Raw genomic sequence first — 18,418 nt, forward strand, 5'->3', positions numbered from 1 at the left:
TGCTTCACCTATTTCGTAAGAAAGCTTCGACCAATCAGTTGCCGATGGACTTGATTCGTACCTTCCCAAATCTGGGTGATCTTCGCGTCCCGCATCAGACGTTCGACGCGGTAGTCGTTGCAATACCCGTATCCACCAAAAAGTTGAACCGCGTCCGTCGTCACCTTCATGGCCGCATCGCTAGCTCGTTGTTTAAGCACGGACGCTTCGACGCCGAAATCAGTCACCCCGGCATCTACCATTGCACCGATATTCCACAACAGGGACTCGCAGAGCAGTAATTCTGAAGCCATGTCTGCAAGCATGAACTGGACCCCCTGAAACTCGAGAATTCGCTTGCCTGACTGACGCCGCTCGTTGATGTACTCGGTTGCGTCCTCGAACGCCGCGCGAGCGATACCGAGAGCGTGCGCGGCAATACTCGGGCGCGATCGATTGAGTGAGCCAAAGAGAATCTTTAGCCCGTCGCCCGGGTTGCCGATAAGGTTTTGCCGCGGCACGCGGCAGTTTTCGAAGGCTAGCGTTGCCGTGCTTGAGGCACGTGTACCCATCTTGTGCTCGGTTCCGAGCACCGATAGCCCCTCAGTGCCCTTTTCGAGAACAAGCACGGAAATGGCGGCTTTCGAATCTGCTACGCCTGACCACTTTCCAAACAAGAGGTAAAGATTCGCGACGTCACCATTCGTGATGAAGGTCTTTCCGCCATTGATGACAATGTCGTCTCCATCTTCGGAAAAAGTAGTTCGCATGCCTGTGGCATCTGAACCGGCAGATGGTTCGGTGATGGCAAGCGAGGCAAGTCCACCTGCGGCAATGCGAGGCAGAAAGCGAGCTTTTTGTTCGTCGTTGCCATATTCCACAAGTGGCTTAACCGCGTGAAAATTCGTAGCCCAGATAATCCCAGTAGAGGCGCACGCCTTCGAAATCTCCCGTACACATGTGAGATAGCTCAAGTACGAGAGCTGTGCCCCGCCATAGGCTTCCGGAATAAACATGGCATTCAATCCGAGCTCATTGATTGCACGGACGTTATCCCACGGAAATGCCCCGCTGCGGTCGTAATCCGCCGCGCGCGGAGCAATTTGCTCTCGGCATAAATCTGATACGCTATCCAGCAACATGCGCTCGTCGTCCGTCAACGCGAGGTTGCTGTCAAGCTTCTGCAAGATATTCATCAAAATGTCCTCAAACTTCCTAGAGCACTATGCCTTGGCCACCGTCGATATACAGGGTCTCACCGGTCAGATAAGGTTGTGGCGAATGAAAAAGCATCGATACAAGCTTGCTAATGTCACTGACCTCTCCCGGGCCGCCTGTTGGAATTCGTTTTTTAAGGTATGCGCCAAGGGAGGTATCATTTAACTCGTCCCGATTTAGATCGGTTTCAATGTAGCCGGGCGCAACATTCATCACGCGAATTCCATCGCGCGCCCATTCGACTGCCAGACAGCGAGTAATCGCTCCCACAGCTGCTTTGGACGCACAATAAGCAGCGTTTCCCTTTACACCCAGTTTGTCGAAAAATGATCCAATGTTCACAATCAATGCGTTTTCAGCGCCCTGCAGGTAGGGATACGCGGCTTGGCTGACGAGGAGCACCGATGTTGCGTTGGTCCTCATTACACGATCGAAGTCACCAATTGGGAAGGCTGCAGAGGGTCCTTGAAGGTGAAGACCTGCATTATTTACGAGGCCAACAATGCGTTGTGTGCTCCACTTCGACACAGCAGAGAGTGCTTCGACGACTGAAGCCTCGTTGGTGATATCGCAACGAAAAGCGCTAATCCGATCTCGAAGCTCATCGGCTTCGTTCACTGTCGAGGGGATTTCGCCCGAACGGGAAAGGCATGCGACGTGAAAACCGTTCCTCGCGAGGTCAAGCGAAATTGACGCGCCGATACCTCGACTCGCGCCAGTAACAACTACGATGCCGCGTTCCTGGTCAAGCATCTTTGAACTCCGGTTTTCGCTTCTCCGCGAAGGCGCGCATGCCTTCCGCAGCATCAGCAGTGCAGTACGCCAGTGTCGACAAATCCGCTTCGATGTTGAGTCCTTCGGCAATCGTGGTCACCACGCCACGCTGGACGGCCTCCCGAGCGAACAGTGAGGCACATAAACTGAATCCGACGAATTCAGACATAAACATCTTCCCCATTTCGATTGGCGACGGCGACGATGCAGTATCGTTTGGCCTGACTATGCGGTTGACTAAACCCCAGCGCTCTGCGTCAGCAGCATCGATAGTTCGGCCAGACATAACGAGTTCGGTGGCCCGTGCTTCACCGACGAGCCTTGATAAACGCTGGGTTCCGCCATATCCAGGAATGAGACCTAGTTTGACTTCAGGAAGTCCCATCCGGGCGCCTTCGGTGGCAATCCGAAACGTGCAAGCCATCGCAAGCTCAAGACCACCACCGAAAGCATAGCCATGAAGCACCGCTACTGATGGGATACGTAGTGTGGAAAATCTGGAAAAAGTGCGCTGTCCAAGCCAAACGCCGTTGCGGTGGGCTGTGAGGTCGCGGTCCATCAGTTCCTTGATATCAGCGCCCGCGCAAAAAGCCTTATCACCCGCGCCGGTGACGATAAGCGCGCGCGCGTTCGAATCCTCAACACGGTCGAGCGCCTGGGAGATGTCGTCAATCATGCTAAACCGCAACGCATTCAGCGCATCTGGGCGGTTCAAAGTAAGCAAGGCATATGGCCCAGAAAATTCGAGTTCTATTGCCATGGTCAGACTCCTGGTGCGGACGGGGCGACGTAGCGAACCGGCCGTGGCTTCAAATCACCACGCGATGTCATCTCAACAAGCTTGCGCTTCAAGACCTTTCCGCTGGGAGTGAGTGGAAAATTATCAACAAGAAGAAAATATTCGGGCATATCGTATTTTGAAAGACCACATGAGGCGAGGTGTGCGAACATCTGTTCGGAGGTAACCAGTTCGTTTTTTTTGACTATCACCGACAGGCAGAGTTTTTCTCCCAGTCGCTTGTCGGCAACCGGAAACGCCGCGGCTCGCTCGACATGGGGATGCCGCATTGCAAACTCTTCAACATGTGCGGGATGAATGTTGTGTCCGCCGCGGATGATCAGGTCCTTCTTGCGGCCAACAACCCTGAGACAACCTGAGTCGTCAATGGCGCCCAGGTCGCCACTCATAAACCAACCGTGTATGTTGAAAGACGTTTCGGACGCAATTTGATTGCTGAAGTAGCCGAGCATCAAAAGCCCACCACGTCCGCCAATTTCGCCAATCTCGCCGACTTCAGCCGGCTCATCTGGGTTGTCCTGTTTCCAAAGCTTTATTTCGTAGCCACGGCAAGCTTTGCCACAGGTGGAGACAACGGTGTCCTGAGAATCCGACGGTACCGTATAACAGTGAGAGCCGTTCTCAGTCATACCATAGACGTTTTGCGGCGTGACATCCAAGTCGAGGAACCTTTGCGCGACCTCTTTAGGAATTGGAGCACCTGCCATATAAAATGTGCGCACGTTGCCCAGCGACCGGAGGTTTCGATCGCGCATCGCCTGCAAGATGTCCATCGCGTGAGTTGGAACGCCCATCACATAGGTTGCACCGCTGTCTAAAATCCAGTCAAGCCCACTTTTTCCGCCGCCCGGGTTTGTCAAGACCAGTTCGAAGCCAGAGACAAGCATCTGTTCTATCGCCACCGTGGCAATGTGGTGACTTACAGGACTGAGAGTAACGAGCGTGGTGTCTGCCGTATGATTCCAATCCTCGACCAGAGCGCGTCCATTCGCCAGCAGGGTGTTGTCACTGTGCATAACACCTTTCGGGTCGCCAGTTGTTCCTGATGTAAAGGCGAGATAAACAATCTTATCGGGGTCGAGGTTTGAACTCGCCAGGACCAACGGCGGTTGCCGGTCAGGAAACGGTAAAGAAAATGCTGATACCGTCCCCATATTTGTTAGCGCGTCAGGCATTTCAAAAATGGCCGAAAGCGCGGGAAGCTTGGAAATCTTTTCGAAGATCGAATGGGCCTGCGCGTCGGCCCCATATCCGTTCATACAGAAGAGCGCCCGAGCCTGAATGCGCGTGAGCAAAGTAGCCACTTCGTCCACGGTATGGTTTATATGCAGCGAGGGGCAGCACACGAAGCCATTCCGAGAGCAGGCGAGAAACACAATGGTTGATTGAACGACGTTGGGTAGCCAGACCGCGACGCGGTCGCCAGCTCGTACGCCCCGGCGATGAAGTGCTTCCGCGACGCTATCTGCCCAGTCCACCACCTCGCGCCACGTGAGCCGCAGGTTGGCATCACGTAAGGCGCAAGACGTCGGCCGCTCGCGCGCGTGACGCCGCGCTAGCGTGTACAGGGTGTCCTGTTGCCAGACGCCCGCAAGGTAGTAATCACGGGCAGTTTGCGGATTGTGAAGAGTGAGGAGGTTCTGCATGACTTTTACCGTTCAATGCCCGAATTTATCAGGATCGGGTTTGCGGCGTTCGGCGAATGCCGCAGCGAGTTCATCGTGTTCGTCGGAGTCGAGGTACCCACGCAGAAGTAGATCATGTGCCATTCGGGAAAGCCCGCCGACTCCACCATGTCGGGCGACGAATGCGCTCTTGAGGGACGCCAAGGCAAATGCGCCGCGTTCCGCGATTTCAAGGGCGTATTCCCGAGTTGCTGCCTTCAGTTGATCGTCGGGAACCACGCGATTGACAAGGCCCATCTCGAGCGCTTCTTGAGCACTGATTTTAGGGTTACGGAACCAGATGTCTTTCGCACGTTTTTTCCCGACAATATCTTCCAGATACCATGTTCCGTATCCACCGTCGAAGCTGCCCACCATGGGCCCGACTTGTCTAAAGACGGCCGACTCTTTCGCAATCGTCAGGTCGCAGACAACCTGCAGCACATTGCCACCACCGACGGCAAAGCCGTTGACCGAAGCGATCACCGGCTTTTGCAGACGATCGATCCCCTCATACATTTCAAGGGTGGGTAATACGCCCGCATACAGCGTCGAGTCCTGCATTCCGTCCTTGCGACCACCCGTGCAAAAGAACCGGTCACCTGCACCAGTGATAACGATGACACGGGTTCGGGTCTCGCGGCGAATGTCGTTAATGCAATCGCGAATTTCGTGGCACATCGTTTCGGTGAACATGTTCCCGTCGTCAGGACGATTCAGGGTTATTGTGCCAATAGGCCCGTCTTCTTCGTAGAGGATCTCTGAGTACGTCATCTTGTTTCCCATTTAAACAATTTCTGCGTCAATCATCCCCGCGATGGATGTCGCGGACATCGACAGTCGCTCCTTGAGAATCCACTCAGTGTCCTGCCCGAGGGCTGGCGGAGCTGAGCGGAATACGTCGCTGCTCTTATCAAACCGGATGCCAAGCCCAACCTGCGGCACGAGTCCCTCGGCGCCAGGGACGGCGAAGATGATCCCGTCGTCCCGCAACGAAGAGTCGGCCGCCAGTTGCTCTATGCTATTAATTGGGCCCGCGGGTATCCGATGCTGAGCGAACAGATTCAACCAGTGCCCCCTTGATTGTTGACGAAGTAACGTCGCGATTTCAACGACAATCGTTTCTCGAAGATCGCGACGTTTCGCATTCGTCCTGAAATCAGGGTTTCCACCGAAGTCGGGCTTTCCCACCGCTTGCCAGAAGCGATGCCAGATAGCATCGTTTCCAAGACCAAGAGTAAGCGGAAAGTCGGCAGTGTCGAACACCTGGTAGATCGCGATCACGGAGTCGGTCCCTCCGGATCGGTGAGGCGCCTCTCCCGACCCAAGGTAAGGCACGATTCGAGGGGCCATGAACCGCGTTGCGGTTGCCACCATCGATATATCTATCTGTTTGCCCTGTCCAGTGCGTTGGCGCTCAAACAAGGCCGCGAGGGTTGCCATTGCGATATCTTGACCAGCCAGAAGGTCTGCGGCCGGTGTTCCAACTTTCTGTGGAGGCCGATCCGACTCTCCAGTGAGATGCATAACTCCCGAATGGCCCTCCGCGATAAGGTCATAGCAAGGCAGGTCGGCGCGGTCGCCGTCAAGCCCGAAGCCAGTGACAGAAACGTGAATCAATGACGGTCGAAGTGGGTGAAGGGTCTCAAAATCCAGTCCGAGCTTTTCCTGAATGCGGCGATTCGAATTCAGCAGTACAACGTCGGATTGTCGAACGAGTTCGTGCGCGATCGCACGGCCTTCAGCTCGAGTTAAATCGAGCGTCATACTCATCTTGTTCCGATTGATGCCGAGAAACCAGAGCGACTCACCGTCGAGAAAAGGCGGACCCCAAGTGCGGATGTCGTCTCCACCCTGGCGTTTTTCTACCTTGATTACTTCAGCGCCAAGGTCGGCGAGAAGAAGGCTGCCGTAGGGCCCGGCCACTGACGTGGTGAAGTCGAGTACGCGCACCCCTTTCAAACATTCGAGGCCTTGTCCAGCAGTAATTTTTGGAAGTGTATTCAGGACATCCATAGCGACTAGTCCGGTTGCGATACGTCGCATGAAATGCAAGGGCTATGCCAGCAAGATCGGCATGAGATTTGCTTTTGGCTATGATTGGCACCGACGAGTCCTCTCGTTCCCTTGGCCGGTTGTACGGGTTTCGGCTCTGGCTGTCTCCAAAGCCGACTATTGCCCGTCAAAGTTAAATCATAAGTTTGAGCGATATGCTCGCAGGCATTGTGTATTCGCCACGTACACATTAGCATTCGAGTGCATTTGACAAGATCAGTTGGCGGAGACATGAAACGCGAATCGGAAGGAGTCCTCGTCCTCGACGTTGACCAGAAAGAAATTTTCGCAAACGGGTTAGGACGCGACAAGTTAATTGCTGCTTCCCTATCTCAAATCTGGAGGAACCGCCACAGAAACACGTTGCGGCGGGTGTTTGCTTTGCCGGATTTTGAGCGCCCACTTACGGTTGCGGCTTTTCCAGGTGGCGATGCGATATGTTTTCTCATCTTCGCAAGTGGAGAGGCAGATGAACTCAGTGAGTTTTTAGCCAGCGTCGAATTTGCCGAAGACATCCTGCGTCATTTCATTACAGATCCATACGAGGCCATGGTCGTGGTCGATGCCAACGCACGGATTACGTATATTAGCCCCGTGCATGAGCGTTTTTTTGGGCTGAAGCATGGCGAGGCGATCGGTCGCGATGTAACGTCAGTGGTCGAAAACACTAATCTTCATGAAGTGGTTAAGACCGGCAAAGCTCAAGTCGGGCAACTGCAGGAAATGCACGGAGTCATGCGGGTCGTTACGCGAGTTCCCATCTTTGATCGAAATAAGCGAGTGATCGCTGCCATAGGTCAAGTGATGTTCAAAGGACCCGACTCTATCCGGGAACTCACGACAGAGCTCGCACAGGTGCGCCAGGAGAGGGATTTTTATAAGCGGGAATTATCGGGTATTCGCAATCGCGCGTTTGGTTTGGAGCAGATAGTAGGAACAAGCGAGGCTGTTCATCGACTCAAGGAAGACATACTTCGGGTCGCGCCACTTGATGTCCCGGTGCTGCTGGCGGGAGAGAGCGGCACAGGAAAAGAGTTGGTAGCGCATGCCATACACATGCTTAGTCCAAGAAGTGACAAACCGTTAGTGCTCGTCAATTCGGCCGCGATGCCGTCGAATCTTGTAGAGAGTGAGCTTTTCGGTTATGAAGCCGGGGCGTTCACGGGGGCGGACCGGAAAGGGCGTAAGGGTAAATTCGAGTCAGCTGACTCAGGGACGCTCTTCCTGGATGAGATTGGCGACACGCCAGTCGATATGCAAGTGAAACTTTTGCGCGTGCTCCAGGACGGTCACTTCGAGCGGATCGGGGGAGATCGAGCGCGTCATTCCGATTTCCGCCTGATCACCGCCAGTAATCGAGATTTTAAGGACATGATCGCCAAGTCTGCATTCCGACTAGATCTTTTTTATCGTATTAGCGCCGTTACCCTACGCCTGCCGCCGCTGCGTGAACGACTCGAGGACATTCCCGAGCTAAGCGAGACCTTTCTCGAAGCTTTTGCGATACGCCACACTGCGTCTAAGAAAACAGTATCAGACGAAGCGATGGATTTCCTCCAATCTAGAGCATGGCCGGGAAATATACGTCAATTGCAGCATGCCATTGAGCGTGCGGCGATCTTTAGTGACAGTAATACGCTTTCGGTAGACGACTTCGGAGGTCTCGAGAGCGCTGAGCAGCAGGAGGCGCAAGCTGGTGAGACTCAGCGCAGCGTGCCTTCGCTCAAGGCCCGCCAGGACATACGCGAGGCGCGCGGGCGCGTGGAGATCGAACTCATTGCCGATGCGATGAAGCGTACCGGAGGCAACAAAAAGCGAGTCGCTGAGCAGTTGGGCATTTCCCGGTCGTACCTGTACAAGCGTCTCGGCGAAATGAGCGATGTACCGGGCGACGATTAGACTCCTGACGAATTGCAAGTGTGTTCCGGGTCAACACGATGCTCGGATTGCTGGCACGATCGTCGCTTTCCTGTGTTGAACCGCGCAACTTCGCGTCATCGAAATTTGAGGTCGAGGTAATTCAACATGTCAACAACCGCATACGAATACAAGAGATTTGTGGCCGCGAAGATGGCCAATGAAGATGATGCCTCTCTGTGGAGATGGTTCTCCATGCTTTATGACGATAGCCGGATCCGCTGGTGCAAATCCCCGCATGGCTGGCTTGTCAGTGTCGACCACAAGCATTTGTCAACAGAGCAGGACTTTGACATGGCCATTCGAATGGCGCGTGATCGCTTTCTATCGGGTGCGCGCCGCAAGGTAAATTAACTGTCATTACCCTTTGGGCGCAGGGTTCAACTTCGATAGCTCTACACCACAAAATCGTTAGATCAATGAGCGAAGGTCATACAGCTGCAACCAAACGAGTCGTGTTGTTGCAGCGGCAAGGCAACATGGAGTTGGACGCTTTCTTTAGTTACTGGGGAGGCCCACATGCTGAACTTGCAAGTACGCTTCCAGGACTGTCCCGTTATACACAAAATCGAATGATAGAGCCGCTTTGGGCCGTTTCGACTGACGAGCCTGCTTTTTCGTTCGACGGCGTGGCTGAACTCGAATTTGAAAAGACCGCTGCGGCTTCGACGTCATCCGATGCGGCCCAGAAAGCGCTCCTGGGGGATGAGGCAAAGTTTATCGGTGCTATCACCTTATGTCGTGTGAACCCCCGAGGTCGGCACACCTGGAGTCAGAAACAGAAGGTTTGGGTGGCGTGTGTTTTGTCTACCGACAAGTCCGCCATGGACATTTTCGTGTCAGCGATCCGGTGCACAGCGTGCACAGATTTTTCTGTAGAGCAGGTGAAGAGCACTTTTCATCGCGATACTCTCGGCTTCGAAAGTAGTCCACCAACTGTCTTCGCCACACTATGGTTTGATTCTGACGTGAATGTAACAGCTCAATTCAAGTCGGACCGCTGGCGGGATGTTGCTGATAGCTGCGTGACTCGAGGCGCCGCGTGGCTTGTCGAAGTAGTCCAGGTGCTTCCTACGGCTCGATAATCGCCTTATTCGCCTTTTTTACGACGGTTTGCAACCCTATCGCCGGGCGGCCTGGAAAGTTCGCGTATCTTCCTGCCCGATTAGAGCGGACCGCCGTTTAATCGAGGCGTGTCAGATGTTCCGGGGCCAGCACGGAGGGACGAGAAAGCCGCCTGTTCGGAAAGAACGCCAACGATCTACCTGACAAGTCGATCTTCCGCTCCGCCGCGGAGTATGCGCTCAAAGGGCGTCCGAGTTCCCACGTTGGCTCGAATCTTCTTCCGAACGAAGTCAATTGATGCGTGCCGATTTCCGCTCGTGAGGCTTCGTCATTTGAAGATTGCCTTCCAATGAATGTCTTTATACGAGGGTTTTATGTCGGTCCAGTTCGTATCGGGACGTCTGACAATCATAGTTGTGTGCGGTTCTGATTCCATGACTGACGACATGAGGTCTTTGACTGTCTTTTCTAAATACACAGTGTTGTTTCAGGAGACTGCGAGCAGAGGCAGAAAACACTCAGAACGCTGAGTATTTCAAAGTATCCGTCAAGACAAGGCATTCTTGCACCAGATGTTGATTGGCCCACATCTTGCGACTGTGGAAGACCCGAACGAGATTTGTGGTCGAAACCATTAGTGCAAACGGCCACGAAGCGTATTTAACGAGATGGAGACGTAAAAGATGAGCATTGCGACAGTAGGCGTAGTGGGGGCAGGTCTGATGGGAAGCGGAATCGCGCAAGTATGTGCGGCCGCCAGCATAAAGGTTGTCATCCACGACATCAACGATGCGGCAATTCAGAAGGGGATTGCCTCGATTGATTCGAGTCTCTCTCGTTTGGTCGCAAAGGAAAAGCTCACCGAAGTCGGCAAGGCTTCAATCCTGGGCCGGATTTCTGGGTCTGTCGATACCGCCGCTCTTAAGGACGTGGACTTTCTTATAGAGGCCGCGTCTGAGGACTTTAAGATCAAATCGGAGATCATCCGCGGTCTCGAGGCTGTGGTGTCATCGAACTGCATTATAGCCAGCAACACGTCTTCCATCTCCATAACAAGACTAGCGCGGTCTCTTAAAAATCCCCGGCGGTTTGTCGGTATGCATTTTTTCAACCCGGTTCCATTGATGTCGCTTGTTGAGGTAATCCGGGGATTTCAGACAGACGAAGTCAGTTTTGAGGCAACGCGAGGACTCGCTCAGAGCCTCGGGAAAGTTGCAATCGCAGTGAACAATGCGCCGGGATTCGTAGTTAATAGAATCCTTTGCCCGATGATCAACGAAGCTATCTTTGTCCTTCAGGAAGGCCTGGCCTCAAAGGAGGAAATCGACGAAGGCATGAAGTTAGGTGCGAATCATCCCATCGGACCGCTAGCACTGGCGGACCTGGTTGGATTGGACACCTTTCTGTCGGTCATGAATGTCTTTCACGAAGAATTTAACGAGCCGAAATATAGGCCCGCGCGTCTGCTGAAAGAGATGGTTGATGCGGGGCACCTCGGGCGCAAGACGGGCCAGGGGTTCTATCGGTACGCTTCCTGATCTCGTGGGTTTGCCCGGCAATTGCGATTGCGCAAGGTAGTCGAACGAGGGACGGGTGTCGCGAGCCTATCGCGACTGCATTTCTAAGTCAGCAAAGTAGGCATAATTAAATTGATGCCTGCAGGAAAGGAGACAGTAATGAATGGTTTGATGCAGGAGTGGCCACTTTTGTGCCACCGCATCATGGAGTATGCGGCGCGTCAGCATGGGCCGCGCCGTGTTGTTTCCCGAGCGGCAAATGGTAGTCTTAAGGTCACGAATTACTCGGAGATCTACAGTCGCTCCTTGCGCGTTTCGCAAAGCCTCTTACGTGAAGGAATAGTTCCTGGAGATCGGATTGCTACCATCGCGTGGAGTACATCTGATCACCTGGAATGTTGGTACGGCATTGCGGGAACAGGGGCGGTGTATCACCCAATAAATCCCCGCCTCTTTGCGGAGCAGATTGCCTTCATTATTAACGATGCAAAAGACCGGATCGTGTTCGTCGATGCGAGCTTCGTCACGCTAGCCGAATCGCTGCAGGATCGGATTCCGTCGGTGGAACGTTTCGTCGTCTTGACAGACGGGGAGAAATTGCCCGAGAGCAGCTTGCGTGGCGTGATCGCGTACGAGGACTGGCTGGCGGAAGTGAACGCGGACTACGCGTGGCCAGATTTTGAAGAAGACCTTGCCGCTGGGCTGGCCTATACCTCGGGGACCACTGGTCAGCCAAAGGGGGTCCTTTATTCGCATCGGTCTATTGTCCTCATGTCGTTGGCAGCGAACTCTCCTGACATGTACGGGTTCGGTTCGAATGATGTCGTCTTGCAGGTTGTGCCCATGTTCCACGCAAACGGCTGGACGTGGCCATTCTCGGCACCGATGGCGGGGGCGGGCCTCATTCTTCCGGGTGCACAGATGGACGGTGCGTCGCTTAGTCAACTCATGACGGAGGAAAAAGTAACTTGCACGGGGGGCGTCCCGACGGTCTGGCAGAGCGTGTTGACTTATCTGGCTGAACAAGGTCAGAGCCTCACGGCGTTGAAGCGATTGTATATCGGCGGATCTCCGTGTCCACGATTCATGATGGAAGCGTTCAGACGTTTTAACGTCGAGGTACGATCCGCCTTTGGAATGACTGAGATGGGCCCAATGGCTGCCATCGGATCACATGTACCCGAGACGGCTTTGCTAACAGGAGAGGCCCTGAGCGAGATGCTGCAGAAACAGGGACGCGTGCCGTTCCTGGTCGAAATGCAGATTTACGATGACGAGGATGAGCAGTTGCCGTGGGACGGAAGGACGTCGGGGCGATTGAAAGCGCGCGGCCCCTGCGTTGCACGTCGGTACCTGGGTGCGGCACATGACTCCCTAGATAAAAATGGGTTCTTTGACACCGGCGATATCGCAACCATCGATCAATATGGCTATGTCAAGATTACGGATCGTGCGAAAGACCTGGTGAAGTCGGGTGGCGAATGGATATCTTCAATCGACCTTGAAAATTTTGTGATGGACCACCCGGAAATCCATGAGGCGGCCGTCGTTGGCGTCATTCACCCTAAATGGGATGAGCGCCCGATTGTGATTGCAGTAAGAAAAACCGGAACGGTCATCACCAAGGAAGCTCTACTGGAGTTTTTGAGTTCGAAAATCGCGAAATGGTGGATGCCCGACGACATCGTTTTTGTCGATTCTTTGCCTCATACATCCACGGGAAAGCTCAATAAAAAAGTGCTTCGTGCGGAATACGAGAGACATCTCGTGGATGCGGACCAACTGCGGAGCGGGCCAGAGCACGAAGCCAATATTGCCGCGACGAAAGGTAAAGCGAATGCCTAACGAACATTACCCCCGTCTGTTTTCTCCGATTTCAATCGGAGGAACGACCCTGAAGAACCGTGTCATCATGGGTTCGATTCACACGCGCTTGGAAAACGAGCCGGATGCTGAGACGAAACTCGCAGCGTTCTATCGCGAGCGCGCACGAGGCGGCGTCGGTCTGATTATCACTGGCGGCGTATCACCCAACTTCGAAGGTCGGGTTGAGGAGGGTGCTCACGTATTGGAGTCACAAGCTGACACTGCTGAGCACAAATCTATCATCGATGCGGTTCATGCGGAAGGCGGAAAGATTGCTTTACAGATCTTGCATACGGGGATCTACGCTAAGCATCCAGAGATCGTCGGACCTGGTGATACCCCCTCTCCCATCAATCACCGCGTTCCGCGGCAATTAAGCTCAGACGAAGTCGACAAAACCGTCGACGACTTTGTTCGTTGCGCGGAACTGGCACGTGAGGCGGGTTATGACGCTATTGAGCTAATGGGATCAGAAGGATATCTGATCTGCCAGTTCACAGCGCCGCGAACAAATCAGCGCGAGGATGAATGGGGCGGAAGTCTGGAAAATCGCATCCGGTTTCCACTCGAGATTGTTCGTCGGACGAGAGCTCGACTTGGCAAGGAATTTCCAATCATCTTTCGGATTTCCGCAATCGACCTCGTCGAGGGAGGCTTGACGGGTGAGGAGATCGACCTGTACGCGAAAGCTTTGGAGCAGGCCGGCGTCGATTTATTGGATATTGGAGTGGGTTGGCACGAATCGATTGTGCCTACCATCGCGACTTCCGTGCCACGGGCAGCCTTTGCGTTTGCAGCGCGACGTCTCAAGCAGGTGGTGACGATCCCGGTGGTCGCATCGAACCGCATCAACATGCCCGCGGTCGCGGAGGGCCTGCTGGAAAGGGGCGATGCGGACATGGTCTCAATGGCCCGTCCATTTCTCGCGGACCCCGAATTCGTTGTCAAAGCGCAAAGCGGAAGAACCGACGAGATAAACACATGCATCGGTTGCAATCAGGCGTGTCTAGATCACATTTTCACGGATCGACTTGCTACTTGCCTGGTAAATCCGAGAGCCTGCCATGAAACCGACTTGAATATCGAACCCGCATCCGTTCGTCGGAAGGTTGCCGTCATCGGGTCGGGCCCTGCTGGACTCGCATGCGCAGCGACTGCCGCAGAAAGGGGGCATGCTGTAACTTTGTTTGAATCAGCCGATGACATTGGCGGTCAGCTCAACGTAGCTCGTCGAATTCCAGGAAAGGAGCAGGAGTTTTCCGAGCTCATTCGCTATTTCAGAAAGCGGCTGGAGAAAAGTGGAACCCTCGTGAAGCTTGGCGTACGTGCTGAAGCTGAATCACTGAAACGTGATAATTTCGACCGGGTTGTTGTCGCCACAGGCATCCGGCCGAGAACGCCGGAGATCGACGGCATAGATAGTCCCAAGGTAGTCAGTTATCTGGACGTGATTCTTGGCCGGGTCGAGGTCGGGGATCGGGTCGCAATCATTGGCACTGGAGGAATTGGTCACGATGTCGCGGAATTGCTCACAGCGCCGCACCAAGGCGAACAGTCTGCTGATGAATTTTTCAGTACTTGGGGCGTAGACCAGACTATCTCCGATAGGGGCGGCTTGTGCGCGCCAGCCGAGCGCAGGGCTGTGCGGACGGTGACATTGCTGCAGCGGACATTTGGGAAACCGTCAAAGCGGCTTGGGAAGAGCACCGGGTGGATCCATCGCGCCAAGCTGAACAAGCGGGGCGTAGCCACATTGATCGGTTGCACCTATCACAGGATAGACGAGGAGGGCCTTCACTACAGCGTTGATGGTGATAACCGCCTGCTTCCCGTTGATACAGTTGTCCTATGTGCGGGTCAGGATCCGGAGCAGTCGTTGGCGGAATCTCTCCAGAATTTAGGTATTCAATCAGACCTGATCGGCGGGGCGCGTTTCGCGTCGGAGTTAGATGCAAAGAGGGCCATTGACGAAGGTACTCGTCTTGCGTGCACTCTCTGAGATTGGCTGCGCTTGCCGCGATAAGTCGGGTGTTAGCCCGAGCGATGGCTTCTCGTGAGAGAAGCTTTTACGCGGATTCTGACGCCGGCTGGAAACTCGTTTATGAAAATCGTGCTGGGCGCGTGGGGAGCATCCAAACGAGAGATGCACCGTCCTCCGCGCGTGCACTCGTGATGGCGATAACTTTATCAATCGCCAACCGAGATATAGATCACCGCGCGTAGATCTAAATACACTATCAGGGTAAAAATCATGGAAGTAAGGAAGACAGTGATCGCCGGATACGTCCGCTCCCCGTTCACGCCGGCTAAAAAGGGTGCACTCGCATCGATCCGTCCGGATGAACTTAGTGCTCAGGTGATACAGGCACTGCTGAAGCAGGTTAATGTGCCGGTCGCAGAGATCGAAGACCTGATTTGGGGTTGCGCTTATCCGGAAGGAGAACAGGGCCTTAACATCGGGCGAATCGTGTCGATGCTTGCGGGGCTCCCGGATTCAGTATCAGGCGTGACCGTGAATCGCTGGTGCGGATCTGCGCTGCAGTCAATTCAGGATGCAGCGGGGATGATCGCGACAAATGCCGGCGAAGCATTCATCTGCGGCGGTGTGGAGTCTATGAGTCGTGTTCCCATGTACGGCTTCAACATTTCTCCACCAGACAATTGGACACAGCAGCAGATCGACGATTATATGAAGGTTGGTCTGACCGCTGAACGTGTCGCTCAACTCTACGGTGTGTCACGTGCGGACCAGGACCGTTTCAGTGCGGCCAGCCACGCAAAAGCACTTGCCGCGCGGGCGGCGGGTCGATTTGTCAGCGAGCTGACGGCGATCAGGGTTGGTGACGCTGTCGTTACGCAGGACGGTTGTCCACGAGAGTCGCCGTTGGCCAAATTGGCGGAACTGAAGCCCGTTTTTCTGGAAGGGGGCACTGTGACCGCGGGGTCTAGCTCGCCAATGACCGATGGCGCGACCGCGCTGTTCGTATGCTCAGAACAGTTTGCAGTCAAACATGGGCTAAAGCCGCTGTCAGAGGTGGTCAGCTTTGCGGTTGCTGGATGTCCTGCCGATGTCATGGGAATTGGCCCGGTTTCTGCCAGCCGGAAGGCGCTCAGTCGGGCTGGCCTTACGATCGATGACATTGACGTGGTCGAAATGAACGAGGCGTTCGCCGCCCAGGCAGAGGCTTGCCGCCGCGAACTTCAGATTCCCGAAGACAAGCTTAATGCGGACGGCGGTGGTATCGCGATAGGACATCCGTTGGGGGCAACCGGCGGACGGTTGGTCGGCAAGGCTTCGATGCGGTTACAGCGGGGAGAAGGTAACTTCGCGTTAGCCACCCAATGTATCGGGGGTGGAATGGGTATCGCAATGGTACTTCGGCTTCCCAGCCACTGAGCCGATCGCGCGGCGGTACATATTCCGTGATCAGGAAACCGCGCGAGCCCCTCCAATTAATCTGAAACAGCAAAGATGAGCGAATATACTGCGCCGTGGCGCGACATGAGGTTCATCCTTCGAGAAGTAATCGCTGGTGACGCAATCAAACATCTCCCAGCCTTTGAAGAGGTGAACGATGAGTTGCTTGTGGCGATCCTCGACCAGGCAGGAAGGTTTGCTACGGAGGTGCTGGCACCGCTCGACGAAATCGGGGATCGTGAAGGCTGCGCTTTGCACGACGGTCAGGTACGCACCCCGACAGGCTGGAAAAACGCCTATAAGGCCTTCTGTGACGCCGGATGGGCAAGTTTTTCGATGCCCGTCGTTTATGGCGGCCAAGGGCTTCCTAAAGTTCTCGCGGCTCCCGTAACCGAAATGTGGTTCTCGGCGAATATGGCTTTTTCGTTGATGCCGCCCATGGCTGTTGGTTCTGTCCAGGCGCTCGACCATGCCGCGAGTCAGGAAATCAAGGAAATGTACCTTCCTCGCATGGCAAGTGGTGAGTGGACGGCCACAATGGACCTCACCGAACCGAGTGCAGGGTCGGACCTGGGCGCAATCAAAACGCGTGCTGAAATTCAGCCAGACGGTACCTATCGTCTTTTTGGCCAAAAGATATTTATCACCTATGGCGATCATGATCTTGCTGAAAATGTCGTGCATCTTGTCCTGGCTCGGATTGACGGAGCACCTCAAGGCGTTCGCGGCGTATCAATGTTCGTCGTCCCCAAATATCTTCCGGCATCGCATGGTTCGTTGGGTAGCCTGAACGACATGAAATGCATCGCCATTGAGCACAAATTGGGAATACGCGGCAGCCCAACCTGCACCATGAGCTACGGTGATGAAGATGGTGCCGTGGGATTTCTTGTGGGAGTGGCGGGTCGTGGTCTCGAGTACATGTTCACGGTAGTCAACGAAAGTCGTTTCAACGTCGGTCTGCAGGGCATAGCACAGGCTGAAAAAGCATTCCAGAAAGCGCTTGAATACTCAAAAGAGCGGCGCCAGGGACGCGACCCGGTTACGGGTGAGCAAAACGTCCCGATCGCCCGGCATCCAGACGTAAAAAGAATGCTGTTGCTGATGCGCGCGTACGTGATGGCAAGTCGAATGCTGGTGTATACGGCAGCAGCCAGCTTCGACATTGCAAACGGTCATCCTGACGCCTGCGTGTCACAAAAGCATAGTGCCCTGGTTGAACTTTTGATGCCGGTTGTGAAGGGTTGGGGTTCGGAAATCGGAATCGAGGTCGCACAGCTCGGTATTCAGATTCATGGTGGCATGGGATTCATCGAAGAAACGGGCGCGGCTCAGATACTTCGCGATGTCAGGATCACAAGTATCTACGAGGGTACGACGGGCATACAGGCAAACGACCTTGTGTTGCGGAAAATTATCCGCGACAAGGGTGCGAGCCTTGGCATTCTAATTGAGGAGTGCCGCATTGCGGCGGTCGAATGCCGGCAGCAAATCCCAGACTTACCGTTTTCAGATGAATTGGAACGTTTGGTATTCCTGCTCGAGCGTTGCCGGGATTGGGTGATCGAGCGCGCCGAGATTTCAGTATCGGATGTTTTATCGGGCGCGGTCGCTTTGCTTCGCATGGTAGGGATAATCTGCGGTGCATGGCAGCTAACCCGAGCGTCGTCGGTAGCGTATCGTCTTCTGAAGACTGAGGCAGACGATGCAAGCTATCTACGGGGAATAATCGAGCTGACTGCATTCTACTTCTGCCACGTTGTTCCACAGGCGGACCTGAACGCGCAGACGCTCCTGAAAGGGGGCAACGGCGTCACCGGTTTCGACGAGACCGCGCTGTAGTTTGTCGCGCAAACTCTGTTTCCACGAAATGAGCCCAAGGTCGCCTGATCAACCATCGCGTCTTTGCGTTCGCGAGTTTGCGTCGAAAGCCACCGGTTTTTAAAACTTTAACTCATATTCGCAAAAAGCAATCATGGAGACAAACGATGTTGGAGTGCCAATTGAGCGGCACATGGGCGAAGATCGTGTGGCGCTCACACCCGAGGTGGTCAAACGCCTCATCGAACGTGGACTTACAGTAAGAGTAGCTTCACAGGCGGGCGTGAAGGCCACGTTTTCAGATGATGACTACCAGAAAGCTGGT

At 54.4% G+C, this 18,418-nt stretch carries 14 protein-coding genes and 1 pseudogene; 9 read left to right on the forward strand and 6 right to left on the reverse strand.

Annotation, left to right across the window (positions count from 1 at the left end; genetic code table 11):
* Positions 1-8: 8 nt before the first annotated feature.
* The 6 genes from P0D70_RS29865 to P0D70_RS29890 are packed head-to-tail and all read right to left on the reverse strand — an operon-like array spanning position 9 to position 6,450.
* On the reverse strand, positions 9-1,175 hold the full coding sequence (locus tag P0D70_RS29865) for an acyl-CoA dehydrogenase family protein (RefSeq protein WP_408187115.1): 1,167 nt from the start codon (positions 1,173-1,175) through the stop codon (positions 9-11).
* A gap of 19 nt (positions 1,176-1,194) precedes the next feature.
* Positions 1,195-1,950 (reverse strand): SDR family NAD(P)-dependent oxidoreductase, encoded by a 756-nt coding sequence (locus P0D70_RS29870; protein WP_408187117.1) that lies wholly within the window; start codon positions 1,948-1,950, stop codon positions 1,195-1,197.
* On the reverse strand, positions 1,943-2,731 hold the full coding sequence (locus P0D70_RS29875; RefSeq protein WP_408187118.1) for an enoyl-CoA hydratase/isomerase family protein: 789 nt from the start codon (positions 2,729-2,731) through the stop codon (positions 1,943-1,945). The genes P0D70_RS29870 and P0D70_RS29875 overlap by 8 nt, the downstream gene beginning before the upstream one ends.
* 2 nt (positions 2,732-2,733) lie before the next feature.
* Positions 2,734-4,416: a class I adenylate-forming enzyme family protein gene (locus P0D70_RS29880; RefSeq protein WP_408187119.1), complete on the reverse strand. Its 1,683-nt coding sequence runs from the start codon at positions 4,414-4,416 to the stop codon at positions 2,734-2,736.
* Between the two features lie 12 nt (positions 4,417-4,428).
* On the reverse strand, positions 4,429-5,208 hold the full coding sequence (locus tag P0D70_RS29885; RefSeq protein WP_408187130.1) for an enoyl-CoA hydratase-related protein: 780 nt from the start codon (positions 5,206-5,208) through the stop codon (positions 4,429-4,431).
* 12 nt (positions 5,209-5,220) lie between these two features.
* Positions 5,221-6,450 carry a CaiB/BaiF CoA transferase family protein gene (locus P0D70_RS29890; protein ID WP_408187120.1) on the reverse strand — a complete coding sequence of 410 codons (1,230 nt, stop codon included), beginning with the start codon at positions 6,448-6,450 and terminating at the stop codon, positions 5,221-5,223.
* 270 nt (positions 6,451-6,720) lie between these two features.
* On the opposite strand from P0D70_RS29890, the gene P0D70_RS29895 reads away from it, so the two are divergent.
* The 9 genes and pseudogenes from P0D70_RS29895 to P0D70_RS29935 form a co-directional block, all read left to right on the forward strand.
* Positions 6,721-8,388, forward strand: coding sequence for a sigma-54 interaction domain-containing protein (locus P0D70_RS29895; protein WP_408187121.1), 1,668 nt, complete (start codon positions 6,721-6,723; stop codon positions 8,386-8,388).
* Between the two features lie 126 nt (positions 8,389-8,514).
* Entirely contained in the window at positions 8,515-8,760 is a 246-nt protein-coding gene (locus P0D70_RS29900) for a hypothetical protein (protein WP_408187122.1), read from the forward strand.
* 65 nt (positions 8,761-8,825) lie between these two features.
* Positions 8,826-9,491 (forward strand): EthD family reductase, encoded by a 666-nt coding sequence (locus P0D70_RS29905; protein ID WP_408187123.1) that lies wholly within the window; start codon positions 8,826-8,828, stop codon positions 9,489-9,491.
* A 663-nt stretch (positions 9,492-10,154) separates the two neighbouring features.
* The gene (locus tag P0D70_RS29910) at positions 10,155-11,009 is read left to right on the forward strand and encodes a 3-hydroxybutyryl-CoA dehydrogenase (RefSeq protein WP_408187124.1); all 855 of its coding nucleotides are present in this window, start codon (positions 10,155-10,157) and stop codon (positions 11,007-11,009) included.
* Between the two features lie 138 nt (positions 11,010-11,147).
* The gene (locus tag P0D70_RS29915) at positions 11,148-12,833 is read left to right on the forward strand and encodes a long-chain-fatty-acid--CoA ligase (protein WP_408187125.1); all 1,686 of its coding nucleotides are present in this window, start codon (positions 11,148-11,150) and stop codon (positions 12,831-12,833) included.
* The gene (locus P0D70_RS29920) at positions 12,826-14,853 is read left to right on the forward strand and encodes an oxidoreductase (protein ID WP_408187126.1); all 2,028 of its coding nucleotides are present in this window, start codon (positions 12,826-12,828) and stop codon (positions 14,851-14,853) included. The genes P0D70_RS29915 and P0D70_RS29920 overlap by 8 nt, the downstream gene beginning before the upstream one ends.
* A gap of 252 nt (positions 14,854-15,105) precedes the next feature.
* Positions 15,106-16,251 carry a thiolase family protein gene (locus P0D70_RS29925; protein WP_408187127.1) on the forward strand — a complete coding sequence of 382 codons (1,146 nt, stop codon included), beginning with the start codon at positions 15,106-15,108 and terminating at the stop codon, positions 16,249-16,251.
* A gap of 75 nt (positions 16,252-16,326) precedes the next feature.
* The gene (locus P0D70_RS29930) at positions 16,327-18,114 is read left to right on the forward strand and encodes an acyl-CoA dehydrogenase (protein ID WP_408187128.1); all 1,788 of its coding nucleotides are present in this window, start codon (positions 16,327-16,329) and stop codon (positions 18,112-18,114) included.
* A gap of 133 nt (positions 18,115-18,247) precedes the next feature.
* Positions 18,248-18,418 (forward strand): annotated as a pseudogene (locus P0D70_RS29935) (NAD(P)(+) transhydrogenase (Re/Si-specific) subunit alpha); the annotation flags it as partial.

This window comes from Paraburkholderia sp. RL17-381-BIF-C, from assembly GCF_046026435.1.
In the GTDB taxonomy this organism is placed as follows: domain Bacteria; phylum Pseudomonadota; class Gammaproteobacteria; order Burkholderiales; family Burkholderiaceae; genus Paraburkholderia.